The sequence below is a fragment of the Kribbella aluminosa genome, assembly GCF_017876295.1.
Classification (GTDB): domain Bacteria; phylum Actinomycetota; class Actinomycetes; order Propionibacteriales; family Kribbellaceae; genus Kribbella; species Kribbella aluminosa.
Genome location: NZ_JAGINT010000001.1, coordinates 2,093,267 through 2,116,706, shown reverse-complemented (window position 1 = coordinate 2,116,706; position 23,440 = coordinate 2,093,267). Strand labels below are relative to the sequence as shown.

Sequence of the window (23,440 nt, the reverse complement as noted above, 5' to 3'; positions counted from 1 at the left end):
CCCACTCCACCCGGCCAGTGCACTACGGTGCTTTCTCGTGCGCTTGGTGATTGCTACGTGTTCTGTTGACTACTCGGGGCGGCTGACGGCTCATCTGCCGATGGCGCCGCGGTTGCTGATGGTGAAGGCGGACGGGTCGGTGCTGATTCACGCCGACGGCGGGTCGTACAAACCGCTGAACTGGATGTCTCCGCCGTGCAAGCTGACCGCGGAGGAGGGGGTCTGGAGCGTCACCAACAAGGCGGGTGAGGAGCTCCGGATCACGCTCGAGGAGGTGCACAGCGACACCTCGTACGAGCTCGGGCAGGACCCCGGGCTGATCAAGGACGGCGTCGAGGCGCACCTGCAGGAGCTGCTCGCCGAGCACGTGCAGACGTTCGGCGACGGCTGGACGCTGGTACGGCGGGAGTACCCGACCGCGATCGGCCCGGTCGACCTGCTGCTCCGCGACGCCGACGGCAGGCACGTCGCGGTCGAGATCAAGCGCCGCGGCGAGATCGACGGCGTCGAGCAGCTCACCCGATACGTCGAGCTGCTGAACCGGGACCCGCTGCTCGCCCCGGTGCGCGGCATCTTCGCCGCCCAGCTGATCAAGCCGCAGGCGCAGTTCCTCGCCACGGACCGCGGCCTCGAGTGCCTGACCGTCGACTACGACGCGCTCCGCGGCATGGAGTCCGACGTACTCCGCCTCTTCTGACCGACTTTGAGAAGCCACCAACCAGTTCTCGCGGCGAAAAGTGGTTGGTGGCTTCTCAAGGTGTGCGGGGGTAACTCCTGACAAAGCAGGAAATTTGCCCGATTTCGGGCAGGAGCTTGGCGGTGGACCTCGAAACACTGCATGGTGGACGGGTGATCAGTGAGGCGGCGGCCGTGGAGCCGGTCGACGAGCTGGCCGATCAGGTCAGCCGGACGACCGGGCTGCCGGCCGAGGTCGCGCGACGCGTGGTCGCCGACGTACTGGCCTATTTCACCGAGACGACCGAGGACTACGTCCGGCGCCGGCACCGTGAGCTGCAGACCTACGGTGCTCGCAACGACGAGATCTTCGCCCGGCTCGGCACCGAGCTCCGGCACTGGCCGGTCCGCTCGCCCGAACTCTCCGCCCGGCAGCTGCGACGGATCGTCTACGGCTGACGGGCGCGCTCAACCGAACCTACGAAGGGGCACCACTACATGTGCGGAATCGTCGGGTACGTCGGCACCAAGCCGGCCGCGCCCATCCTGGTGGACGGCCTGGCCAGGCTCGAGTACCGGGGGTACGACTCGGCAGGCATCGCCGTCGTCGGGTCCAGCGAGCTCAAGGTGCACAAGGACGCCGGCCGGGTCCGTGAACTGGAGGCGTCGCTGCCGAAGCGGTTCGGCGGCAAGCTCGGCATCGGGCACACCCGCTGGGCGACGCACGGCGGTCCGAGCAAGGACAACGCGCACCCGCACGCCAGCGGCAACGAGCGGATCGCGGTCGTGCACAACGGCATCTTCGACAACGCCGCGGCGATCCGCCGCCAGCTGGAGGAGTCCGGCGTCAAGCTCCGCTCGGAGACCGACACCGAGGTACTCGCGCACCTGATCCAGCAGGCCGAGGGCGACACGCTCGAGGAGAAGGTGCTGGCCAGCCTGCGCCGGATCGAGGGCACGTACGGCATCGCGGTCGTCGACCTGGACTTCCCGGACCGGATCGTGGTGGCCCGCAACGGCAGCCCGCTGATCCTCGGCATCGGCGACGGCGAGATGCACATCGCGTCGGACGCGGCTGCGCTGATCCGCTACACCCGCCAGGTCGTGTACCTGGACGACGGCGAGCTGGCCACCGTCCGCGCGGACGGCTACCGGACCTTCACCCAGGACGCGGCGCCGACCACGAAGACCGCGAAGACCGTGGAGTGGGAGGCCGAGGAGTTCGAGCGCGGCCTGCACGAGCACTTCATGATGAAGGAGATCCACGAGCAGCCGGACGCGGTCGGCCGGGTCACCCGTGGCCGGCTGGACGAGCGCTTCCACACCGTCCACCTCGGCGGCCTGAACATGGACGCCCGCGAGGCGCGGGAGATCAAGCGGGTCAAGATCCTCGGCTGCGGCTCGGCGTACTACGCGGGCCAGATGGGCGCCCAGTTCATCGAGGAGGTCGCGCGGATCCCCGCCGACGCGGAGCCGGCCTCGGAGTTCCGGTACCGGAACCCGGTGGTCGAGCGGGACACGCTGTACGTCGCGGTGTCGCAGTCGGGCGAGACGCTCGACACGCTGGTCGCCGTACAGGAGCTGAAGCGCAAGGGCGGCCGGGTGATCGGCCTGGTGAACGCGGTCGGGTCGAGCATCGCGCGTGAGGTCGACGGCGGTGTGTACCTGCACGCCGGCCCGGAGGTCTCGGTGGCGTCGACGAAGGCGCTGACCAACATGGCGGTCGGGTTCGCGATGCTCGGCATCCACCTGGGGCGGATCCGGGACGTCTCCCCCGCGGACGGCCGGCGGCTGATCGAGGGGCTGAAGAAGCTGCCCGCGGACATCGCCGCGATCGTCGCGCAGGAGGAGGAGCTGGCCAAGATCGCCGGCCGGCTCGCGCAGCACGAGAGCCTGTTCTTCGTTGGCCGCACCCGCGGTTACCCGGTGGCGCGGGAGGGTGCGCAGAAGCTGAAGGAGATCTCGTACCGGCACGCCGAGGCGTACCAGACCTCGGAGCTGAAGCACGGCCCGCTGGCGCTGATCTCGCCGGACGTGCCGACCGTCGCGATCGTCCCGGACGACGAACTGGTGGACCGCAACATCGGCGCACTGCACGAGATCGGCGCCCGCTCCGGCCCGCTGTACGTCGTCACGCACCCGGGCGTCGACATTCCCGACGGCGTCGAGGCGAAGATCGTCGTCCCGAAGAACGAGCCCGAGCTGGACCCGATCCTGCTCACGATCCCCCTGCAGATCATCGCGTACTACGCAGCCGTAGCCCTCGGCCACGACGTCGACAAGCCCCGCAACCTCGCGAAGTCCGTCACCGTCGAGTAACACCAACACCAGCAGCCCCCGTCGCGCTTCGCGCGACGGGGGCTGCGTTCGTTGCTGGAGCCGATCCCCCACTCGGTGTCAGGCGGCACCCCCCGCCCGCCGAGCGGCGGAGGAGCGCTCGCGTTCAGAGTTGGTGGGTGGGGGGCGGTGGGGTGCGGCGGGTGGTTGTGGCGGCTTCTGTGGTGGGGTGTTTGGTGGTGGGGGTGCTGGCGCCTGGTGGGGTCATGCCGCTCAGGGCGCGGTCGGCGGCGCTCGCGGCCTCGGCTCGGCGGTCGGCCGGGTTCAGGCTGCCCAGGCGGCGGGTACGGTCGGCGCCGAGGGCGCGGTACGGGTGCAGGTTGAAGTCGTTGACCAGGCGTTTGGACACCTCGACCCCGCGGACCGAGTTCCCGGCCGCGTCCAGGCGGGGTGAGAACGTGACGACGGCGAGCCGTTTCGACGGGACGACCAGCATCACGTTTCCGGACACGCCGCTCTTGGCGGGCAGCCCGACCTGGTCGGAGAACTTCCCGGAGTCGTTGTACATGCCGCTGTGCCCCATCACCGACAGCACTCGGCCTGCGGTCTCCTGGGAGAACACGCGCTCGCCCGAGTACGGCGCAATACCGCCGTTCGCGAGCGTGGCACCCGCGGCCGCGAGCCGCTGCGCATCCACCTCGAGCGAGCAGACCTGGAAGTAGAAGTCGGCCGTCCGCGCCGCCCCGTCCTCGCCCGATGCCTTCAGCATGTCCGCGGCCTTCATGAGACTCGCGAGCCCACGGTTCCCGTCCCCGGTCGCCTTCTCCGCCAGGTACGTCTCCTGGTCGAACCCCGGCGCCTGCCCCATCATCCGGGTCCAGGTCCCGCGCACGGTCCGGTACCGGTCGCTGGTCTGCTTGCCGTGATCGACCAGTGCGAGCGTCGCCATCGCGCCCGCGTTGATCATCGGGTTGTGCGGCCGGCGGCCGTCGCCGAGCGACAGCCGGTAGTCGTTGAACGTCCCGCCGCTCTGCTCCTGCCCGACCCACTGATGTACCTCGGTCGGCCCCAGCTGCTCCAGCGCCATCGCGTAGCTGAACGGCTTCGAGGTCGACTGCACGCTGAACCCGAGGTCGGCGTCCCCGATCGAGAACGTCTGCCCGTCGGCGGTACAGATCGCGATCCCGAACTTCTCCGGATCCGCGTCCCGCAGCGTCGGGATGTAGTCGGCGTTGGCGCCGTCCCGGTTCGGCAGTACGTCGGCGTAGATCGCCTCGACGCCGCGCGCGAACTCCCGGAACTCCTCGGCCGACACCGCCAGCTCGTCGTTCAGCGCCCGGTGCACCACACCGTCGCCGTGCTGGGCGATCGCGGAGTACTGCCGGAGGTCGAGCTGTACCGGCTGGCTGTCCACCCCCACCGGCCGGCCGTCGGGATCCCGAACGTCGGCGAGCGCCGCGCGTACCCGTGGATCACCCGGCTGGATCCCGGCGCGTCCCAGCGCGCTGAGCAGCTCCCAGGCCCAGATCCGGCCGTCGTTGTCCTTGTCGATCGTCCGGAACGAGTCGAACAGCTGCGTCGGAGACACGTCCAATGTCGGCTTCCCTTCCCCAGAACAAACGCGAGCACCCGACGGAATTGATGCCGCGACTCCGTCGCGGCGGGTCATGGGCCTCGGCGGCAACAGCTTGTCCGTTGCGTATTTCCGGTTCGGTCACCTGACGTTACGGCTGCGTCAACCGGGCATCTTGTTGGACAAGTGGAGTACTTGTACGATCACCTGCCATGGACCGGATTCGGCAGGTGCGGTTGTCGTCCGTGGTGTTGCCGTTGGAGCGGGCGATCAGTGACGCGAAGGTGCTGACCGGGCGGCAGCGGCCGATGACCGAGATCGTGTTCCTGTTCGCGGAGATCGCGACCGAGCAGGAGCAGCACGGGATCGGGTTCAGCTACTCCAAGCGGGCCGGCGGTCCGGCGCAGTACGCGCACGCGAAGGAGATCGCGGGCAACCTGATCGGCGAGGACCCGTCGGACATCGGCAAGGTGTACGACAGGCTGCTCTGGGCCGGCGCCTCGGTCGGGCGGTCCGGCGTCGCGACCCAGGCGATCGCGGCGATCGACATCGCGCTCTGGGACCTGAAGGCGAAGCGCGCCGGTCTCCCGCTGGCCAAGCTGCTCGGCGCGCACCGGGACTCGGTCCGCACGTACAACACCTCCGGCGGGTTCCTGCACGCGCCGATCGACGAGGTGCTGGAGAACGCCTCCAAGTCGCTCGCCGACGGGATCGGCGGCATCAAGCTCAAGGTCGGTCAGCCCGATCCGCGGATCGACCTCGAGCGCGTCCGCGCCGTCCGCGAGCACCTCGGCGACGACGTACCGCTGATGGTGGACGCGAACCAGCAGTGGGACCGGCCGACGGCGCTCAGGGTCGGGCGGGTGCTGGAGCGGTTCGGCCTGGTGTGGATCGAGGAACCGCTGGACGCGTACGACGCGGACGGTCACGCCGAGCTGGCGCGCGCACTGGACACGCCGATCGCGACCGGCGAGATGTTGTCCAGCGTCGGCGAACACGTCCGGCTGATCGAGGCGCGGGCCGCCGACATCATCCAGCCGGACGCGCCGCGGATCGGCGGCATCACGCCGTTCCTCAGGCTCGCGACGCTTGCCGACCACAACGGTCTGCAGCTCGCGCCGCACTTCGCGATGGAGATCCACCTGCACCTCGCCGCGGCGTACCCGCGGGAGCCCTGGGTCGAGCACTTCGAGTGGCTGAATCCCTTGTTCAACGAGCGTCTGGAGACGGTCGACGGACGGATGCTGGTCCCGGACCGCCCCGGTCTCGGCTTCACCACCAGTGAGCAGTGCGCGCGCTGGACGGTCGACAGCTGCGAGTTCACGTGACTGAGCGGAGCGAGGGCACCAAACATCACAGCCCGGTCGTGCCTCGTCGGCGCCCGGTGCGAAGCGAGCACGCCGATGAGTAATTTGGCGTACCAGATCGTCGAGGAGCTGAAGCAGCGGATCCTGAACGGCGAGATCGCGCCCGGCGAGAGGCTGCCGGGCGAGAACGGCCTGGTCGAGGAGTTCGGGGTCAGCCGGACCGTCGTCCGCGAGGCGGTGTCGCGGCTGCAGGCGGCCGGGCTGGTGGAGACGTTCCAGGGTCGCGGCTCGTTCGTCCTCGAGGTTCCCGAGCGTACGCCGGGACTGCGCGCGGTCCGCTCGCACAGCGACGTCCTGGAGCTGATGGACTTCCGGATCGGCGTCGAAAGCGAGGCCGCCGGACTGGCGGCGGTCCGGCGTACCGCCCATCAACTCAAGGGCATCGAGCGGGCGCTGGACGACTTCCGGCGGATCGGCGACGACCCGAGCCGGTCGGTGGAGGCCGACTTCGCCTTCCACCTGAAGGTCGCCGTTGCTTCCGGCAACCGTTTCTACGGCGACCTGATCGCGGACCTCGGCCCGATGATGATCATGCTGCCGCGGACCCGGCTGGACCCGGCGTACGAGATGTCCGACCCCGAGCACCTGACGAGGGTGGTCCACGAGCACGAGAACATCCACGCCGCGATCGCCCGCGCCGATCCCGAGGCGGCCCGGGCGGCGACGCGGGTGCACCTGGCGAACACCCGCGAGCGGCTGCGCTGATGTTTTCCCTCGAGCAGCTGAGTGCGTTCGTCGCGGTCGCCGAGGAGTTGCACTTCGGGCGGGCCGCCGAGCGGCTGAGCATGACGCAGCCGCCGTTGAGCCGGCAGGTGCAGAAGCTCGAGCGGGCGGTCGGCGCCCGGCTGCTCGAACGCGACCACCGGAGGGTCGAGCTGACCGAGGCCGGGCAGGCGTTCCTGGTCGAGGCGCGGCGGTTGCTGGCGCTGGTGGAGACCGCGGGCGACCTTGCCCGCCGAGTGGATCAGGGCGCGGCCGGGACGCTGCGGCTCGGATTCACCGCCACGTCGGCGATCCGGACGCTCGGGCCGTTGCTGCGCAGGCTGTCCGAGGAACTGCCGGACGTCGACGTGATCCTGCACGAACGGGTCACCCCGGCGCAGGTCGACGGGCTGCTGCGCGGCGAGCTGGACCTCGGGCTCGGGCGGCCGCCGTTCGATCGCGACGTACTGGACTCGCGGATCGTGTTCCGGGAGCCGATGTGTGCCGTTGTCCCCGGCAACCATCGGCTCGAGTCGCTCGGGCGGCCGCTGACCGCCGCGGACTTCGCCGGCGAACAGGTGATCAGCTACTCGCCGACCCAGGCCCGGTACTTTCATGAGCTGACCGTCCGCTTCCTCGCCGAGTCGCACCCGCGGATCGAGCAGCGGGTGCAGCAGATCCTCACCGTGATCCTCTTGGTCGCGGCCGGGCGCGGCGTCGCTCTGGTCCCGGCGTCCGCGCGCAACCTGGGCGTCGAGGGAGTCACGTATTGCGACCTGGACGGCCCCGACGATCTCGTCGAGCTGCACGCGATCTGGCGGCGGGACGCGACCAGCCCGGTACTGCAGCGCGTCCTCACGATGCTCTCAGAGCATCACTAGATCCAAAAACGATCTTGGACAGGTATCCACCGGCGTTCCTACGCTGACCTGCGTGACCCACTACTCCCCCGCCGAGCTGGCCGCTCAGCTCAAGACCGGGCTGCTCTCGTTCCCCGTGACCGCCTTCCACCCCGACCTCAGCTTCCACGAGGCGGCGTACCGCGAGCATCTGGCATGGTTGAGCCAGTACGACGTCGCGGGACTGTTCGCGGCGGGTGGTACCGGCGAGGGGTTCTCGCTGACGCCGGCCGAGATCGACACCGTCGTACGGACCGCTGTCTCCGAGGTCGGCGGGCGGGTGCCGGTGATCGCGCCCGCGACCGGCGGGACTGCGGCGGCGATCGACGGCGCGCGGGCGGCCGAGGCGGCGGGCGCGGACGGCCTCCTGTTGTTCCCGCCGTACCTGACGGAGGCCGGGCAGCGTGGTTTGATCGAGCACGTGTCGGCGGTGTGCCGCAGTACCGGGCTCGGGGTGACGGTCTACAGCCGGGCGAACGCGATCCTCACCGACGTGACGGTCGCCGAGCTCGCGGACCGGAACCCGAACCTGGTCTGCCTCAAGGACGGCGTCGGGAACGTCGAGCAGATGACCCGGACGTACGCGCTGGTCGGCGAGCGGCTGACGTACGTCGGCGGGCTGCCGACCGCGGAGACGTTCGCCCTGCCGCTGCTGCAGCTCGGGTACAGCACGTACTCGTCGGCGATCTTCAACTTCGTGCCGGAGTTCGCGCTCGGGTTCTATGCGGACGTGCTGGCGCAGGATCGCGACGCTGTCTACGGCAAGCTGCGGGAGTTCGTGCTGCCGTACCTGGACATCCGCGATCGGACCAAGGGGTACGCGGTGTCGATCGTGAAGGCCGGGGTGAATGCGATCGGCCGGAACGCCGGTCCGGTACGGCCGCCGCTGCAGGATCTCACCGCGGACGAGGTGTCGTTGCTGACGGCGCTGATCGGAAGGATCAAATGACGCCTACCGTCGTGTCGGTGGAGGTCGTGCCGGTGGCTGGGCACGACAGCATGCTGCTGAACCTGAGCGGCGCGCACAGCCCGTTCTTCACCCGCAACGTCGTGATCGTGACCGACAGCACGGGCAACGTCGGCCTGGGCGAAGTCCCCGGCGGCGAGAAGATCGCCACCACGATCCGCGCCGCAGCACCCCACCTGACCGCCCAACCCCTGGCCAACTACCGAAGCTTGCTGCACACCATCTCCACAACATTCGAAGGCCTCGACAGCGGTGGCCGCGGACTACAGACATTCGACCTCCGTACGACGGTGCACGCAGTTACCGGGCTGGAGTCGGCGCTCCTCGACCTACTGGGCCAGCACCTCGACGTACCAGTCGCCGAGTTGCTTGGCGAAGGACAGCAACGCACAGCGGTCCCAGTACTGGGTTACCTGTTCTACGTAGGCGATGTGGCGCGGACCGACCTGCCCTACCTGACCGAGGTGAGTGCGGACGGGTGGGAGCAGGTTCGACGGCGGCCTGTGCTTTCGGCTGAGGATGTTGTGGAACTGGCGGAGGCGGCGCAGGAGCGGTACGGATTTGCCGACTTCAAACTGAAGGGTGGCGTGTTCGACCCGCACGTGGAGATCGACGCCGTACGGGCCTTGCGCGAGCGTTTTCCGCAGGCCCGGGTCACAGTGGATCCGAACGGGGCCTGGTTGTTGCGGGAGGCCGTGGCGGTCTGCGCAGGGCTCGACGACGTGCTTGCGTACGTCGAGGATCCGTGTGGTGCGGAGGGTGGGTTCTCCGGGCGCGAGACGATGGCGGAGTTCAAACGCCGTACCGGCCTGCGAACGGCGACCAACATGATCGCCACCGACTGGCGCGAACTCGCGCACGCGATCCGGACCGACGCCGTCGACATCCCGCTCGCCGACCCGCACTTCTGGACGATGGCCGGGTCGGTGCGGGTCGCCCAGCTGTGCAACGACTTCGGGCTGACCTGGGGGTCGCACTCGAACAACCACTTCGACATCTCGCTCGCCATGTTCACCCACGTCGGCGCGGCGGCGCCGGGCGACATCACCGCGCTGGACACGCACTGGATCTGGCAGGACGGCCAGGCGCTGACCAAGCACCCGCTGCGGATCACCGGCGGCGAGATCGCCGTACCGACCGCTCCCGGCCTCGGCATCGAACTCGACCGCGACGCCCTCGACGCCGCGCACGAGCTGTACCTGGAGCACGGGCTTGGCGCGCGGAACGACGCGATCGCGATGCAGTACCTGATCGAGGACTGGGAGTTCGACCCGAAGCGGCCTTGTATGGTTCGGTGACTTCATGAAGCTCTTCTTGTCAACGGACATGGAAGGTACGGCGGGGGTCGTCGACTGGAGTCAGGCGCGCGGGCCTGCCACCGAGTACGAGTACTACCGCGGCCAGCTGCAGGCCGAGGTGAACGCCGCGATCGACGGCGCGCTGGCGGCGGGCGGGACCGAGTTCCTGGTCAACGACTCGCACTCGACGATGCAGAACCTCCGCCCGGACGAGCTGCACGGCCGCGCGAGCTACCTGTCCGGCAAGCACAAGCCGCTCTACATGATGCAGGGCTTGGACGACTCGTTCGACGCGATCTTCTTTGTCTCGTACCACGGCTCCGCCGGGGCGACCGGCTCCGTCCTGCACCACACGTACAACCCACGGGCGATCGCCGAGGTACGGCTGAACGGCGCGATCACCGGAGAGGCCGGGATCAACGCGCTCGCGGCGCTCGCCCACCAGGTGCCCGTCGTACTGATCTCCGGGGACCGGACCACGATCGACGAGACGCAGCCGTTCTGCCCGGACATCGAGTCGGTCGTGGTGAAGGAGTCGGTCTCGCACAACGCCGCGCTGTCCGTACACCCGGAGCGGGCGCGGGAGCTGATCCACGACGGGGCACGGCGCGCGCTCGCCCGGCTGAGCGACATCCGGCCGCCGAGCATCACGCTGCCGGCCGAGCTGACCGTGCGGTTCCACGGCCGCGCGTTCGCCGAGCTGGCCTGCGAGCTGCGCGGGGTCGAGCGTCGCGAGGACAAGGTCGTTGCCCTGCGCAACGACGATCCGCTGCAGCTCTACCGGACGTTCGTCGCAACGGTCTTCCTGAGCCGCGGCGTCAGCGAGTAACCGCGTTCACCCGTGCACCCAACCTTGTGCAGCTCAACAGTACGTATACGCCTACTGCACTGGCCATCTCCCCGCGCCAGGCGTACGGCCGGCGGCGACAGACGTATACGTACTGTCGAACTGCTGACTCGACCGCTCGCTGGCGTGATCTCGGTGCGTAGGTAACACTGTGTTAATGCGCGTGATCGTGGTGGGTGCGGGCGTGATCGGGCTGAGCTGTGCCATCCGGCTCGCCGAGGGCGGGTACGACGTGGCCGTGTTCGCCCGCGATCTGCCCCTGGAGACGACCTCGTCGGTCGCGGCCGCGATCTGGTACCCGTACCTGTCGGCGCCGGCGGACCGGGTGGCCGGCTGGTCGCGGGCGACGTACGAGGAGTTCACGAAGCTCGCCGAGCACGAGCCGGCCGTGCAGCTCAAGCACGGGCGGGAGTTCCTGGTGCAGCCGGCACCGGATCCGCCGTGGGCCGACGTACTGCCGGATCTCACCCGCGTCGGGTCGCCGCCGGCCGGGTTCGCGGACGGGTGGGCGTTCACGGTGCCGGTGATCGACATGCCGGCGTACCTGCCGTCGCTGGTGAAACGACTCGAGGCCGCGGGCGGGACGCTCACCCGCGCGGCCCTGTCCGCGTTGCCGACCGGGGCCGACCTGGTGGTGAACTGCACCGGACTCGGCGGCCGCCTGACCGCGAGCGACCCGACCGTGACGCCGGTCCGCGGCCAGGTGCTGACCGTCGAGCCGTGCGGCCTGACCGAATGGCTGCTGGCGGACCGTTCCCCCGACGAACTGACGTACGTCGTCCCGCGCCGCAACGACGTGGTCGTCGGCGGCACCAGCCAGCCCGGCGACTGGAACCTCGCCGTCGACCCGCACACCACCCGGCAGATCCTCGACCGGGCCGCCGAGCTGGTCCCCCAACTCCGCGACGCCAAGATCATCCGCCAACGCGTAGGCCTCCGCCCCGCCCGCCCCGCCATCCGCTGCGAGCTCGTCCGCACCCACACCGGCGAACCCGTCATCCACTGCTACGGCCACGGCGGCTCCGGCGTCACCCTCTCCTGGGGCTGCGCCGACGAGGTCCTGGAACTTGTCCGCGGCATCTGACCGGCTGGTCATCCTCGACGGCGGCCTGTCGAACGCCTTGGAGGACCGCGGCCACGACCTGTCCGACACACTGTGGTCCGCCCGGCTGCTGCGGGACGACCCGGCGGAGATCGCCGCCGTCCACCGCGCGTACTACGAGGCCGGCGCGATGGTCGCCACGACCGCCAGCTACCAGGCGAGCGTCATCGGCTTCGAACGCGCCGGCCTCTCGCGTACCGAGGCCGAGCACCTGATCGCGAGCAGTGTCCGAATCGCCCGCGACGTCCGCGACGAGTTCGCAGCGGATGGCGGGGCGGACGAGCCGCGGCCGGGTGCCGGGTTGGGCGGGCGGCGGTTGGTCGCCGCCTCCGTCGGTCCGTACGGCGCGATGCTGGCGGACGGCTCGGAGTATCGCGGCCGGTACGGCGTGAGTGCGCAGGTCCTCCGCGACTTCCACGGCCCGCGCCTGGAACTCCTCGCCGCCGCCGGACCCGACCTGCTGGCCATCGAGACCATCCCGGACACCGACGAGGCCGAGATCCTCGTCGCCCTGCTCGCCGAACTCGACGTACGCGCATGGTTCTCGTACTCGATCGAAGGCCTGCACACCCGCGCCGGCCAACCACTCGCCGACGCCTTCGCAATCCCCGCCGCCATCCCCCAGGTGATCGCCGTCGGCATCAACTGCTGCAAACCCACGGATGTGCAGGCGGCCGTCGAGACCGCCGTCACCGTCACCCGCAAACCCGCAGTCGCCTACCCCAACCGCGGCGAGGCATGGGACGCGGTCGCACGCACCTGGGTGGGCGACGGCGCGGGACCGGCTGCCTTCGCGCCGGGCTGGTTCAACGCCGGCGCACGGTACGTCGGCGGCTGCTGCCGCGTCGGCCCGGAGGACATCCGAGCCCTCGCGGCGGGCACCGCCTAGCCTGGACCAGTCGAGAGAGGGCGGCCTGCCGTCCCACCTCCCGAGATCCCGGGCTCCCATTTCAGCGGTTCACCTCGCAGATTGTCGGTTCACCCCTCGCACACCAGAGGGGAAGGGGCAACAGCGAGGGTGAACCTCTGAAATGGGGCCGGCGCGGATGGGGCGACCGCGTCTGCGCCGGCGCCGGCCGACCGGCGCCGGACGGCCGGGTGGGTGGGTGGACGGGCGGGCGGGCGGGCGGGCGGGCGGTGGAGGCGCGCACAGGTTGTGGGCTCTGGGGACAGGCTATTGCGTGTGCCGCGACACCAGACCCTGTCCCACGACCCACCTTCGGGCGGTGGTACCAGGCGCGGGCACCCGGGGGTGCGGACGTGGGTGTGGACGTGGGTGTGGACGTGGGTGTGGGTATGGGTTAGACGCCGAGGACTTGGCAGAGGAGGTCTAGGGCGCCGGGGTAGGCGTGGTCGGGTGGGGTGCCGTAGCCGACGATGACTGCTTGGCGGGTGGCTGGGGTGGGGTTGACGTGGTAGGTGGTGAGGGAGGCCAGGCCGAGGCTTTGGCGGGCGGCTCGGGTGACGATGTCTTCGGCGTCGCCGGGGACGTCCAGGAGGAGGTGGAGGCCTGCGGAGATGCCGGCCACCTTGACGGTCGGTGCGCGGACGCCCAGCAGTTCGACGAGGCGGTCGCGGCGGCGGCGGTAGTGCAGGCGGGAGCGGCGGACGTGGCGGTCGTAGTGGCCGGAGGCAATGAATTCGGCGAGGACCAGCTGCTCGACAGTGGCGGTCTGGTAGTCGGCCGTGCGTTTGGCGGCGACCACCGGCTCGATCAGGCGCTGTGGCAGCACCATCCACGCGAGCCGCAGCCCGGGTGCCAGGCTCTTGCTGGCCGTGCCGGTGTAGACGACCCGCTCCGGATCCAGCGCCTGGAGCGCGCCGACCGCCTGCCGGTCGTACCGGAATTCGCCGTCGTAGTCGTCCTCGATCAGCACTGCCCCGGACTCCCGCGCCCACTCGACGGCCGCCGTACGGCGTTCCGGCGCGAGCGGGACACCCGTCGGCATCTGGTGCGCCGGCGTCAGCAGCACCCCCTGCCCGGTCAACGCGGACGTCTGCGCGCCGAACGAATCCACCGGTACGCCGGCAACGGACAGCCCGCGCGCCCGGATCACCTCCCGGTGCAGTGCATACCCGAACTCCTCGACCGCCATCGTCGTACCGCCGAGGTTCTTGATCGCCTCGCTCAGCAAACTCAGCGCCTGCACGTACCCGGAGCAGATCAGGATCCGCTCCGGGTCGGCCCGGACGCCGCGCGCCCGCGCGAGGTAGTCCGCGAGCACCCGCCGCAGCTCGATCCGCCCGCGCGGGTCGCCCAGCCCGAAGGCCTCGTTCGGCGCCGCGGTCAGCGCCTTCCGCGTCGCGGCCAGCCACTCGGCCCGCGGGAACGTCGCCACGTCCGGCGCGCCGGGCGTCAGGTCGTACCGGAAACTACGGGCCTCCGGCAACGAAACCGCGGGGGTCGCCGGGACCGCGGCCCGGTTCGCGACCACCGTCCCGGACCCCTGCCGCGCGATCAGCCAGCCCTCCGCGACCAGCTGCCCGTACGCGTCCGCCACCGTGTTCCGCGCGATCCCGAGATCCTTCGCCAGCGACCGCGACGACGGCAACCGTGTCCCAGCAGGCAACCGTCCGGTCCGGATCGACTCGTGCAAGGCGTGGACGAGCTCGTTGCGACCCCGCGCCGCGGCCAGATCCAGATGAAGATCCGCCCCGGCCGCCTCGGAATCCTCCATGAGCCGGACCTTATCGCGGCCCTCGGAGTCAGCCCGCCGCGACCAGTTCCTCGCTGATCTCCCAGAGCCGCCTCGCATCGGCCTCGTCGTGGCTGCGCGAGGAGGACGCTTTGGGCTTGCCGTTGACGAAGTACTGTCCGGACACGTGTTCGAGACCAGGTGCCGACGCCAAGTGGATCGAGGTGGCGGCACCCCGGGCCGGAGACTTCAGGAACGGCCACAGCAGCGGAACGAGCACTCGCTGCACGCTGCTGGGGTCTTCGCCGCCGAAGGACGTGCGCACGACGCCGGGATGCAGGGCGTTGGCGGTGACGGTGGTCCCGTGCAATCGTTTGGCGAGCTCGCGGGTGAACAGGATGTTCGCGAGCTTGGACTGGCCGTATGCCCGTTCACCGGAGTAGGACCGCTCCGCCTGCAGATCCTCGAAGTTGATCCGAGCACCGTAATGTGCGCCTGACGACACTGTGACCACCCGGCCCGCCCCGCTGTCCCCAAGCCGCTCGAGCAGCAGCCCGGTGAGCAGGAACGGAGCCAGGTGATTGAGTGCGAAGGTGCGCTCGAGCCCGTCGGCTGTGACATGCCGGGTGTTCCAGTAGCCCCCGACGTTGTTGACCAGTACGTCGATCCGCGGAAGGTCCGCGAGAACGTCGGCGGCCATCCGCCGTACCTCTGCCTGCGAGGTCAGGTCGGCGACGAACACGTCAACCTGGCCCCCGGTCGCCGCACGGATCTCGGCTGCGGCGGCTTCGGCCCGCCCGCGGTCGCGGCCGGTGATCGCGACACGGGCGCCCAGGGCGGCGAGGCCGGCGGCTGTCGCCTTCCCGATGCCGCCGGTGCCGCCGGTGACCAGAACCGTCCAGCCTGTCGCCTGCCCCTCCTGGCCGGATGTCATGTGACCTCCGCGCGCTCGACGAACTTTTCCTCCAGGCCGGTGATGGCGATCTTGCCGCGGACCTCGCCGGTGGTCAGCCGGCGGATGGCGTCCGGGACCTGATCGAGTGGGTAGGTCCGGTCGAGACTCGGAGTGACCTTGCCTGCCTCGATGAGGGCCGTGAGTCGTTCGAGGTCGCGGCCACGTTCCTTGTTGACGATGAAGGTCAGCCGCTGGCGCACGAAGAGCGACAGGGCCAGCGCACGGAACTGCCGGTTCATGCCGCCGCTGAAACTGCCGCCGTCCTCGCCACCTGTGATGACGGCCGTCCCGGTGGGTGTGAGCGCGCGTCGCAGGCGGGACAACGTGGGGTTGCCGGCGATGTCGATGATCAGGTCGTAGCGATTCCCCCTTCCCGCGAAGTCGTCGCGCGTGTAGTCGATGACATGATCGGCGCCGAGCGCCCGGACGAGGTCGAGCTTGGAGGTGCCGGCAACGCCGGTGACCTCCGCGCCGAAGGCCTTGGCCAGCTGGACGGCGTAGCTGCCGACGCCACCCGACGCGCCGATGACCAGCACGTGCTGACCGGCCTCGATCCGGCCGGTGGTCACCGCATCCAGCGCAGTGAGCGCCGAGACCGGGACCACGGCGGCCTGCTCGAAGGAGAGGTTGGCCGGCTTGCGGGCGAGCTTGCCCGCACGCGTGACGGCGTACTCGGCGAACGAGCCCGGCGCGACGCCGTACACCTCGTCACCGACGGAGAACTTCGTCACGGCGGCGCCGACGGCCTCGACCGTGCCGGCGACATCTCGCCCGGGCACGGGGTTCCGCGGGCCGCGAAACCCGAAGCCGAGCCGGAGCAGGTACGGCGTCCCCGTCATCACGTGCCAGGTGCCGCGGTCGAGGCCGGCGGCGTGCACGTGAATGAGTACCTCGTCCGCGGCCGGTTCGGGACGGGCGATCTGCCGCAGCTGCAGGACGTCGGCGTCCCCGTACCGGTCCTGCACGATCGCTCGCATCGTGGTCGTCGTGGTGCTGGCCATGGTGTTTCCCCCTGGGTGTGCTCGATGTCGGAGCCCCCAGCGCCGATGGCCTTTCGTACTCAGTACGTTAACCCTGTCGTCGGGGCGGCCAGCGCTTTCCGGTCCGTACGGGCGTACTGTGGCGGTAGCTCCGGAAACGACGACATCCCACCTCGTGGTGCAGCCAAGCCGGCCCTCCCGTCAGGGAAACGTCATGTCCGAACCGCAGAGCACGCCCGAAACCCCCGCGCCCGTTCCGCCGCCGTCGCCCGTCGACGAGCTGATGAAGCCGCTCACGAAGCACGCGCCGCGTAATCCGCTGCGCAGCGCCTGGACCCAGCTGCGCAACCTCGTACGGCGTGACAAGGCCTGACAGGTCGTCGTCGCTGACCGGATTGGCCCGTGGATCTTCCGAGGAAGTGGACCATGCAACTGGGCCGATCCGGTCATAGCGTGAAGTCATGAGCACAACGACACAAAGCACATTCAGGCGGAGGCGGGTCAAGCTCGCCACCCTGGTACCGGACTTCTACAAGGCGCTGATCGAGCTGGACAAGGTGTCCGACAACGGGCTCGACCCGAAGCTGGCGCACCTGGTGCGGATCCGGGCCTCACAGCTCAACGGGTGCGCGTACTGCACCGACATGCACTCGCTCGACCTCCTGCAGTTCGGCGAGGAGCAGCAGCAGCGGATCGCCCTGCTGCCGGTGTGGCGGGAGGCGCAGAAGTTCTACACCGAGCAGGAGAAGGCGGCGCTGCAGCTGACCGAGGCGATCACGCTGATCAGCGTCGACCACGTGCCGGACGACGTGTACGAGGTCGCGGCGCAGGCGTTCGACGAGCAGGACCTGGCCCAGCTGATCGCGCTGATCATCACGATCAACATGTGGACCCGCGTCGGCGTCACCGGGAAGATGGAGCCCGGCCACTACAAGCCATGACGGTATTGATGCCGCGACTCCGTCGCGGCGGGTCATGGGGCTGTTGCTCCCTGTCTTCCCTCGTCGTTCCAGTCGCTTCGCTCCCTCCACTCCTCAGTCCAGACAGGGAGGCCCCATGACCGCCGAACTCTTCAGAGCACTGCACCACGGCGGCACTCCCCTGGTCCTCCCGAACGCCTGGGACCCGGTGAGCGCCCGGCTGATCGCCGACGCCGGCTTCCCCGCTGTTGCCACCAGCAGCGGGGCGGTCGCCCGGGTTCTCGGGTACGACGACGGGCAGCTGACCCCGCCGGAGACGATGTTCGCCGCGGTGGCGCAGATCGCCCGTGCGGTCGACGTACCGGTGACGGCCGACATGGAGGCCGGGTACGGGCTGCCGCCGAACGAGTTCGCGGAGCGGCTGCTGGAGACCGGAGCGGTCGGCTGCAACCTGGAGGACTCGGTCGGCGGCGGGCTGGTCGACGTCGCGCAGCAGTCCGACTACCTGGCCGAGGTACGGGCGGCTGCAGGCGCCGAGCTGGTGATCAACGCCCGCGTGGACACGTTCGTACGGCGGCTCGACGATCCGGTGACCGAGGCGGTACGCCGGGGACGCGAGTACCGCCGTGCCGGGGCCGACTGCGTGTACCCGATCCTCGCGCCGCTCGACCAGCTCCGGCAGGTGGCGGAAGGCGTCGGCGGACCGATCAACGGGCACGCGGCCCCGGACGGACCCACCCAGACCGAGCTGGCGGCCGCGGGCGCCACGCGGATCTCGTACGGGACCAGCCTGCACAAGTACGTGATGGACCAGTTGCGCGGGCTACTCCCCCGGCTCTGAGAGCGTGCGCGGGAGACCGAAGTACGGCGCGACCGTGGTCTCGAAGTGCACGATCTCGTGGATCCGGTCGCCGGCGATGCCGATCACCAGCACCCCGATCAGGTGCAGGCCGCCGGTGACCGGGTCCCGGATGTACTCGCCCCAGGCCGGCTGACCGTTCGCGCGCACCGGCACCATGGCCGCGATCTGCCGCCGGTGCGCGGCGAGCGCGGTGAAGAACCGGCGCGCGGCCTCGGTGCCCTGGTACTCGAACGGCAGTGGCGGCATCCGCACCCAGGCGTCGCTGGTCATCAGCGCGATCAACGCGTCGACGTCCTGCGCGGTGAATGCCGCCACGAACCGCTCGGTCAGCGCCTGCTCGTCCGCAGTCGTGGCCGGGCTCGCGACCGTCTTCTCGTCCACAGTCACCCGAGCCCGCGCGAGCGCACTGTTGACGGCGGCCTCGGTCAGCCCGAGCAGCTCCGCGGTCTCGCTTGCCCGATACCCCAGTACGTCGCGCAGCAACAGCACCGCGCGCTGGTTCGGCGGGAGCAACTGCACAGCGGTCACGAACGCCAGCGAGATCGCCTCGCGCGACTCGTACCGCGCCTCCGGCCCGGGCAGCCGATCCGGAAGTCCTTCGAGCAGGTCGTCGGGGTACGGCTGCAACCACAGCACCTCGCCCGACCGGGACGGCTCCGGCGCGGGCACCGGCAGCGGTACGGCGGGCAGCGGCCGGCGGGACGTCGACCGCAGGAGGTTCAGGCACCGGTTGGTGGTGATCCGGTACAGCCAGGTGCGCACCGACGAGCGGCCCTCGAACCCGCTCAGCCCGATCCATGCCGAGAGCAACGTTTCCTGCAGCGCGTCCTCGGCGTCCTGCAGCGACCCGAGCATCCGGTAGCAGTGCAGCTGCAGCTCCGCGCGATACGGCGCGACCAGCGCCGCGAACGCGTCCCGGTCACCCTCACGCGCCCGCTGCAGCAGTTCGTCCGGCATGAGACACCTCCGTCGCCATTCTTCTCCTACCGTTGCTGACACCGGCACGCGCCCGAACTGATCGGTCCCCGCGCGACCAGTTCCCGCAGCCCGCGCGGTCTGTCCACTGTGAAAGCACTGTGAAGCACTGCGACAGCCGAACGGAGAACACCATGCACACCGTCCTGATCACGGGCACCAACCGGGGCATCGGACAAGCACTCGTCGAGGAGGCCCTGCGTCAAGGCGCAGAACGCGTGTACGCCGGGACGCGGGTTCCGCTGACGCACAAGGACTCCCGGGTGACGTACCTCGACCTGGACGTGACCGACCAGGCGCAGATCGAGGCGGCGGCGAAGACCGTCGAGTCCCTGGATGTCCTGGTCAACAACGCGGGCCTCGCGGCGTACGACAACCTCAGCGACCGCGCCCTGCTCGAACAGCACCTGGCCGTGAACCTGTTCGGGCCGCACGCCCTCGCCACCGCGTTCCTCCCGCAGCTCATCGAGGCACGCGGGGCGATCGTCAACGTCCTGTCCGTGGCGGCGCTCGCCTCGTTGCCGATGATCCCGGCGTACTCGATCTCCAAGGCGGCCGCGTTCTCGCTCACCCAGGCGCAGCGGGCGCTGCTCGCCCCGCATGGCGTCCGGGTCCACGCCGTACTGACGGGTCCGACCGACACCGAGATGTCCCGCGACCTCGACGTACCGAAGGCGTCGCCGGAGTCGGTGGCGCGGGCGATCTTCGACGGCGTGGCGGCCGGTGACGAGGAGATCTTCCCGGACGCCCTGTCCGCGACGCTCGCTCCGGGCTGGGCGTCCGGCGCGGTCAAGACGCTCGAACGGCAGAACGCCGCGCTGCTCAGCTGAGCCGGCGCAACGCGTACACCAAGGCCCAGTCCTGGTCGTTCGCGAGCGGGTCGGCCACGTGGGCGGGCTGACCGTTCACGCAGCTCGGGTACACGAACGCACACGTGGCCGACCCGTCCGGGGCGAAGCTGACCAGGTTCGCCCGGAGGATCGCCTCCTCGGCGCGGTCGAGCCAGTCGGCCTGCTCGGGCGTCACCAGGTCCCGCGGCCAGGCGGCGTACACGACGGCGCTCAGCGCGGACCAGTAGTGCGGGAAGACGTCGCCCCAGAGCCGCAGCCGGCCGAACCAATACCCGTCCCAGTGCCGGATCGGGACGTGCCGCAGCCGTACGTCGGGCTGGTCGGCGGCGAACGCGGTCAGCCACGGGAGGCGGCGGGTCAGCTCGGCGCCGTCGATCTTGCCGGTTTGGTACGCCGCAGCCAGCAGCTCGAGCAGCGGGGCCACCATCGACTGCTCGTAGTTGACCTCGTGCGGCGGCAGCTCGTCGCCGTACCCGATGAAGGTCTGCGCGTGCCGGACGAGGTGCTCCTCCAGGCCGAGGTCGGTCAGGAGCGGGCCGAGGTCGAAGGCGAGGAAGTGGTCGCCACCCAGCTCGTAGTACCGGTTGAGGATCCGGGTCGCGCCGTCCCGGTCGCCCTGCCCGAGCAGGAAGCGCGCGAACCACGGGAAGTTGTAGAGCCGTACGGCGTTCTGGTGGACGCTGTCGTCGTGGATCGTGCCCTCGTGGTCCAGCAGGTACTCGCGGACGAACTGCTCGTACCCGGCCAGCGCCACGTCCAGCTCGGCACGGTCGCCCCAGCCGCGGTCGCGAACCTCCTGCAGCAGCAGGGCCATGCCGACACGCTCGCGGGCGTCGGACCAGTCCCGCCACGCGCTCGCCAGCACAGTGAGGCCGCTGTCGTTGTCGTACGGCACGAAGGCGTACTTGCGGCTCCCGGCCAGCTCGGGCCGCCGCTGGTGGTCGAGGACGAACCGGACTCGGCGCTCGGCGATCACGCGTAGCGGCTCGTGGAAGAGGACCGCGATCCGGGATCGGCCGTCGGTCGACTCGACGTGGTGGACACCCGGCACGTCGCTGGTCAGCGCGGCGGCCCCGGTGAATTCGAGGGTCTCCCCCACTTCCGCGGCGAGACGGTCCGCGGCGATCAGCGGTGATCGGTCCGCGTGGAAGGCCGGCAGGTCGTCGTACCAGCTCAGTTGCCAGGTCCAGCGGTACGTCGCGCCGGGTGCGAGCGTGATCGCCGGCTGGCCGCCCATCGCGTGCGGCGCGCGGGCGTGGTCGGTGACGTGCAAGTAGATGTGCCCGCGGATGTTGCTGCTGGTGCCGGGCTCGCGGGACTCCACGGAGTACGCCCAGAGCTCGCCCTCGGTCAGCTGTAGCCCGAGGCCCGGGCCGCTGCCGTCCATCGGCGTCGCCCAGACCCACGCGTCCGCGCCGCCCGTCCACACATGCGCGTGCACGGAGCCGGTCAGGCTCTCCCGGCTGGACGTGTAGACGTCGCGGTACGGCGTACTGATCGCGACCGATCCCAGCTCGATCGGGGCGTCGCCGGTGTTGCGCAGCTCGTACGTCTCGGTCCACCGCTCGCCGAACCGGCGGCCGACCCGCAGCTCGAGGTCGCCGAACTGGTACAGGAGGTCGATCCCGCTGCTTCGCCACCGGGTGTGCACCGGGGTGTCGAAGCGGTACGAGCCGCGGTCGGTGACCACGAACCCCTTGCCCCATGCGTGCAGGCTGTCGTGCACTCCGCCATCATGGGCCTCGTCGAGCAGCACGCGGCGCCCGTCCGGATGCAGCACCTGGGCAACCGACCCGTCGTCGGCGAGCTGGACCGTCCCGCGACCGAAGTCAAAACTTTCCACGATTCGCCAACCTATCGATGTCGAGAACCCGTCGGCGGCTCCGTCCCCCGGTTAAGAAGCCACTCAGAGATAGGACAAGAGTCATGAACCAGCAGCAGATCGCCGAGATCCTGGCCAAGCCGTACTCCCAGCAGCTCCTGAACGGCCCGGAGCCGGCCCGGCTCGCGTACGACGGCCTGGACGGCGACCCGCGGGTGATCCCGATCGGGTTCTGGGTCGAGGGCGACCAGCTCGCGATCGCGACCGTGCCGAAGTCCGCCAAGGTCGCCGCGCTGCGGAAGAACCCGAAGGTCGCGCTCACCATCGACACCGGCGCGTTCCCGCCGAAGGTCCTGCTGCTCCGCGGCACGGCCGAGCTGGAGCTGGTGCCCGGCGTACCCGAGGGCTACCTGGTCGCCGGCCACAAGGTGATGACCGACGAGCAGTACCCCGGGTGGGTCGAGGGCGTGACAGCGCTGTACGACGAGATGGTGGTCATCCGGATCACCCTGACCTGGGCGAAGCTCCTCGACTTCGAGACCACCATCCCGAAGGCTGTCGAAGACCTGATCCAGGAGAAGGCCGCCGGCTAGGTGCCCGGTCGGGGGCCGGCCTGTGGTTTGCCGAGCCGTGGGGCTAGGTGCTGGTTGGGTGGCGATGGATGGCTTGGAGGGCTGCGGCGGCGCCGCGGACGGCGGCCGTGTGCGGCGCTGGGGCCGGGGTGACCGGGGCGCCGAGGCGCTGGCCGAGCTTGTAGGTGATCTCCGGGCGGAGCGCGCCGCCGCCGGTCAGCAGGACGCCGCGGTCGAGCGCGTCGACGACCTGGGCGCCGGAGTCGCCGCGGAGCAGCTCGAGCAGCGCCTCGCCGACCACCTCGACGATCGGGAACACCGTACGTACGTCGTCGAGGCCGAGTGCGGTACGTCGTGCCTCGACGACGGCGCCGCCCGCGACCAGCGCCACTTCTGTGAGCTGGGCGCCGATGTCGACGACGAGGAGCGGCTCGGTTACGTCCGTGCCGGCGCCGAACGCCGCTGCCTTCACCCCGTCGATCAGCACGACCGAGGCGACACCGAGCTCAGCCAGCACAGTACGAACGTTCTCCCGGTGCGTGTCATCGCACAGCACCGGCGTGGTGACCACCGCGCTCAGCCGATCACGCCGCCCGTCAGCCACGACAGCACTGACCAGCGCAACCACTCCCGCAAGATCAGCAAAGGCCCCTCGCGACACCAGCCGCCGCCCACGCCCAGCAGTCGGCGCATCCAGGACCAGCCCCCGCTCAGAACTCCAAACCCGAGCACGAGCACTCCCAACATCCAAGGCCACACCCCGCACCCCACCATCCGCCCCCAGCCGACGCAGGGCACTCACCGACGCGTGTGTGGGTTTCACTGGTCGGTTTCCCGTTCGCGGTGGCAGGTGACGCAGTACAGCGACTCCGGGCAGATTCGGAGGCGGGGCAGGTCGATGGCGGTGCGGCAGGCTCGGCAGTGGCCGTAGTGGCCGGTGTTCATTCGGTCCAGGGCGGCCTCGACGTCTGCGAGGACATGCCGGGCCGCACCCACCAGCTGGCCGTGCACCTCGTCCAGTACCGCGCTCCCGCCGTAGCCGGCCAGCTGTTCGCTTCGGAAGGCGCGTTGGTCGAGCAGTTTCGCCCGCAGTACTGCGAGTTCGTCGTGCGGCAGGCCCCCGTTGCGTCGATTGGTCCGAGCCTGGCTGTTCACGAATC

Annotated in this window: 24 protein-coding genes; 16 read left to right on the top strand and 8 right to left on the bottom strand. The window is 70.1% G+C overall.

Annotated features, from left to right (window positions below):
* Positions 1-37 precede the first annotated feature (37 nt).
* The 3 genes from nucS to glmS all read left to right on the top strand — a co-directional run bounded on the left by nucS (position 38) and on the right by glmS (position 2,994).
* Positions 38-697, top strand: coding sequence for an endonuclease NucS (gene nucS / locus JOF29_RS10315; RefSeq protein WP_209693981.1), 660 nt, complete (start codon positions 38-40; stop codon positions 695-697).
* A 122-nt stretch (positions 698-819) separates the two neighbouring features.
* Entirely contained in the window at positions 820-1,134 is a 315-nt protein-coding gene (locus JOF29_RS10310; protein WP_425557290.1) for a hypothetical protein, read from the top strand.
* 39 nt (positions 1,135-1,173) lie between these two features.
* Entirely contained in the window at positions 1,174-2,994 is a 1,821-nt protein-coding gene (gene glmS / locus JOF29_RS10305) for a glutamine--fructose-6-phosphate transaminase (isomerizing) (protein ID WP_209693980.1), read from the top strand.
* 124 nt (positions 2,995-3,118) lie between these two features.
* Here glmS and glsA read toward each other — a convergent pair whose 3' ends face one another.
* The gene (gene glsA / locus JOF29_RS10300; protein WP_307863552.1) at positions 3,119-4,540 is read right to left on the bottom strand and encodes a glutaminase A; all 1,422 of its coding nucleotides are present in this window, start codon (positions 4,538-4,540) and stop codon (positions 3,119-3,121) included.
* 197 nt (positions 4,541-4,737) lie between these two features.
* Here glsA and JOF29_RS10295 point away from each other — a divergent pair, with 197 nt between their 5' ends.
* The 8 genes from JOF29_RS10295 to mmuM all read left to right on the top strand — a co-directional run bounded on the left by JOF29_RS10295 (position 4,738) and on the right by mmuM (position 12,596).
* Entirely contained in the window at positions 4,738-5,853 is a 1,116-nt protein-coding gene (locus JOF29_RS10295; RefSeq protein ID WP_209693978.1) for an L-talarate/galactarate dehydratase, read from the top strand.
* A gap of 75 nt (positions 5,854-5,928) precedes the next feature.
* On the top strand, positions 5,929-6,597 hold the full coding sequence (locus tag JOF29_RS10290) for a FadR/GntR family transcriptional regulator (protein WP_209693977.1): 669 nt from the start codon (positions 5,929-5,931) through the stop codon (positions 6,595-6,597).
* Positions 6,597-7,475 (top strand): LysR substrate-binding domain-containing protein, encoded by an 879-nt coding sequence (locus JOF29_RS10285; RefSeq protein WP_209693976.1) that lies wholly within the window; start codon positions 6,597-6,599, stop codon positions 7,473-7,475. The genes JOF29_RS10290 and JOF29_RS10285 overlap by 1 nt, the downstream gene beginning before the upstream one ends.
* 52 nt (positions 7,476-7,527) lie before the next feature.
* Positions 7,528-8,442 (top strand): 5-dehydro-4-deoxyglucarate dehydratase, encoded by a 915-nt coding sequence (gene kdgD, locus JOF29_RS10280; RefSeq protein ID WP_209693975.1) that lies wholly within the window; start codon positions 7,528-7,530, stop codon positions 8,440-8,442.
* A complete protein-coding gene (locus JOF29_RS10275) occupies positions 8,439-9,758 on the top strand; it encodes an enolase C-terminal domain-like protein (RefSeq protein WP_209693974.1) in 1,320 nt (439 codons plus the stop codon). The genes kdgD and JOF29_RS10275 overlap by 4 nt, the downstream gene beginning before the upstream one ends.
* A 4-nt stretch (positions 9,759-9,762) precedes the next feature.
* On the top strand, positions 9,763-10,587 hold the full coding sequence (locus JOF29_RS10270; RefSeq protein ID WP_209693973.1) for a M55 family metallopeptidase: 825 nt from the start codon (positions 9,763-9,765) through the stop codon (positions 10,585-10,587).
* Positions 10,588-10,762: 175 nt separating this feature from the next.
* Positions 10,763-11,689, top strand: a complete 927-nt coding sequence (locus tag JOF29_RS10265; protein WP_209693972.1) for an FAD-dependent oxidoreductase — start codon at positions 10,763-10,765, stop codon at positions 11,687-11,689.
* Positions 11,673-12,596, top strand: a complete 924-nt coding sequence (mmuM, locus tag JOF29_RS10260) for a homocysteine S-methyltransferase (protein ID WP_245357533.1) — start codon at positions 11,673-11,675, stop codon at positions 12,594-12,596. Before JOF29_RS10265 ends, mmuM begins: the two co-directional genes overlap by 17 nt.
* Positions 12,597-13,008: 412 nt before the next feature.
* On the opposite strand, the gene pdxR is transcribed toward mmuM, so the two are convergent.
* From pdxR to JOF29_RS10245, 3 genes are read right to left on the bottom strand one after another with little or no spacing between them, the layout of a single operon-like run.
* A complete protein-coding gene (gene pdxR, locus JOF29_RS10255; RefSeq protein WP_209693971.1) occupies positions 13,009-14,385 on the bottom strand; it encodes a MocR-like pyridoxine biosynthesis transcription factor PdxR in 1,377 nt (458 codons plus the stop codon).
* Positions 14,386-14,413: 28 nt separating this feature from the next.
* Positions 14,414-15,277: an SDR family NAD(P)-dependent oxidoreductase gene (locus JOF29_RS10250; protein WP_209693970.1), complete on the bottom strand. Its 864-nt coding sequence runs from the start codon at positions 15,275-15,277 to the stop codon at positions 14,414-14,416.
* The gene (locus JOF29_RS10245) at positions 15,274-16,299 is read right to left on the bottom strand and encodes an NAD(P)-dependent alcohol dehydrogenase (protein ID WP_245357532.1); all 1,026 of its coding nucleotides are present in this window, start codon (positions 16,297-16,299) and stop codon (positions 15,274-15,276) included. Before JOF29_RS10245 ends, JOF29_RS10250 begins: the two co-directional genes overlap by 4 nt.
* A 193-nt stretch (positions 16,300-16,492) precedes the next feature.
* On the opposite strand from JOF29_RS10245, the gene JOF29_RS10240 reads away from it, so the two are divergent.
* The 3 genes from JOF29_RS10240 to JOF29_RS10230 all read left to right on the top strand — a co-directional run bounded on the left by JOF29_RS10240 (position 16,493) and on the right by JOF29_RS10230 (position 18,039).
* Positions 16,493-16,651: a hypothetical protein gene (locus JOF29_RS10240; protein ID WP_209693969.1), complete on the top strand. Its 159-nt coding sequence runs from the start codon at positions 16,493-16,495 to the stop codon at positions 16,649-16,651.
* A gap of 88 nt (positions 16,652-16,739) precedes the next feature.
* A complete protein-coding gene (locus tag JOF29_RS10235; protein ID WP_209693968.1) occupies positions 16,740-17,219 on the top strand; it encodes a carboxymuconolactone decarboxylase family protein in 480 nt (159 codons plus the stop codon).
* A 115-nt stretch (positions 17,220-17,334) separates the two neighbouring features.
* Positions 17,335-18,039, top strand: a complete 705-nt coding sequence (locus tag JOF29_RS10230) for an isocitrate lyase/PEP mutase family protein (protein ID WP_209693967.1) — start codon at positions 17,335-17,337, stop codon at positions 18,037-18,039.
* Here JOF29_RS10230 and JOF29_RS10225 read toward each other — a convergent pair.
* On the bottom strand, positions 18,022-19,017 hold the full coding sequence (locus JOF29_RS10225; protein ID WP_209693966.1) for a sigma-70 family RNA polymerase sigma factor: 996 nt from the start codon (positions 19,015-19,017) through the stop codon (positions 18,022-18,024). The genes JOF29_RS10230 and JOF29_RS10225 overlap by 18 nt on opposite strands.
* 152 nt (positions 19,018-19,169) lie before the next feature.
* Here JOF29_RS10225 and JOF29_RS10220 point away from each other — a divergent pair, with 152 nt between their 5' ends.
* A complete protein-coding gene (locus JOF29_RS10220) occupies positions 19,170-19,865 on the top strand; it encodes an SDR family NAD(P)-dependent oxidoreductase (protein ID WP_209693965.1) in 696 nt (231 codons plus the stop codon).
* Here JOF29_RS10220 and JOF29_RS10215 read toward each other — a convergent pair.
* On the bottom strand, positions 19,858-21,729 hold the full coding sequence (locus tag JOF29_RS10215; RefSeq protein ID WP_245357531.1) for a hypothetical protein: 1,872 nt from the start codon (positions 21,727-21,729) through the stop codon (positions 19,858-19,860). The genes JOF29_RS10220 and JOF29_RS10215 overlap by 8 nt on opposite strands.
* Before the next feature lie 83 nt (positions 21,730-21,812).
* Between JOF29_RS10215 and JOF29_RS10210 the strand changes: the two genes are divergently transcribed.
* Positions 21,813-22,301, top strand: coding sequence for a pyridoxamine 5'-phosphate oxidase family protein (locus JOF29_RS10210; protein WP_209693964.1), 489 nt, complete (start codon positions 21,813-21,815; stop codon positions 22,299-22,301).
* A gap of 43 nt (positions 22,302-22,344) precedes the next feature.
* Here JOF29_RS10210 and JOF29_RS10205 read toward each other — a convergent pair whose 3' ends face one another.
* Together JOF29_RS10205 and JOF29_RS10200 are read right to left on the bottom strand one after the other, a co-directional pair.
* Positions 22,345-22,884: a rod shape-determining protein gene (locus tag JOF29_RS10205; RefSeq protein ID WP_209693963.1), complete on the bottom strand. Its 540-nt coding sequence runs from the start codon at positions 22,882-22,884 to the stop codon at positions 22,345-22,347.
* Positions 22,885-23,099: 215 nt separating this feature from the next.
* Positions 23,100-23,435 (bottom strand): TraR/DksA family transcriptional regulator, encoded by a 336-nt coding sequence (locus JOF29_RS10200; protein ID WP_209693962.1) that lies wholly within the window; start codon positions 23,433-23,435, stop codon positions 23,100-23,102.
* Positions 23,436-23,440 lie beyond the last annotated feature (5 nt).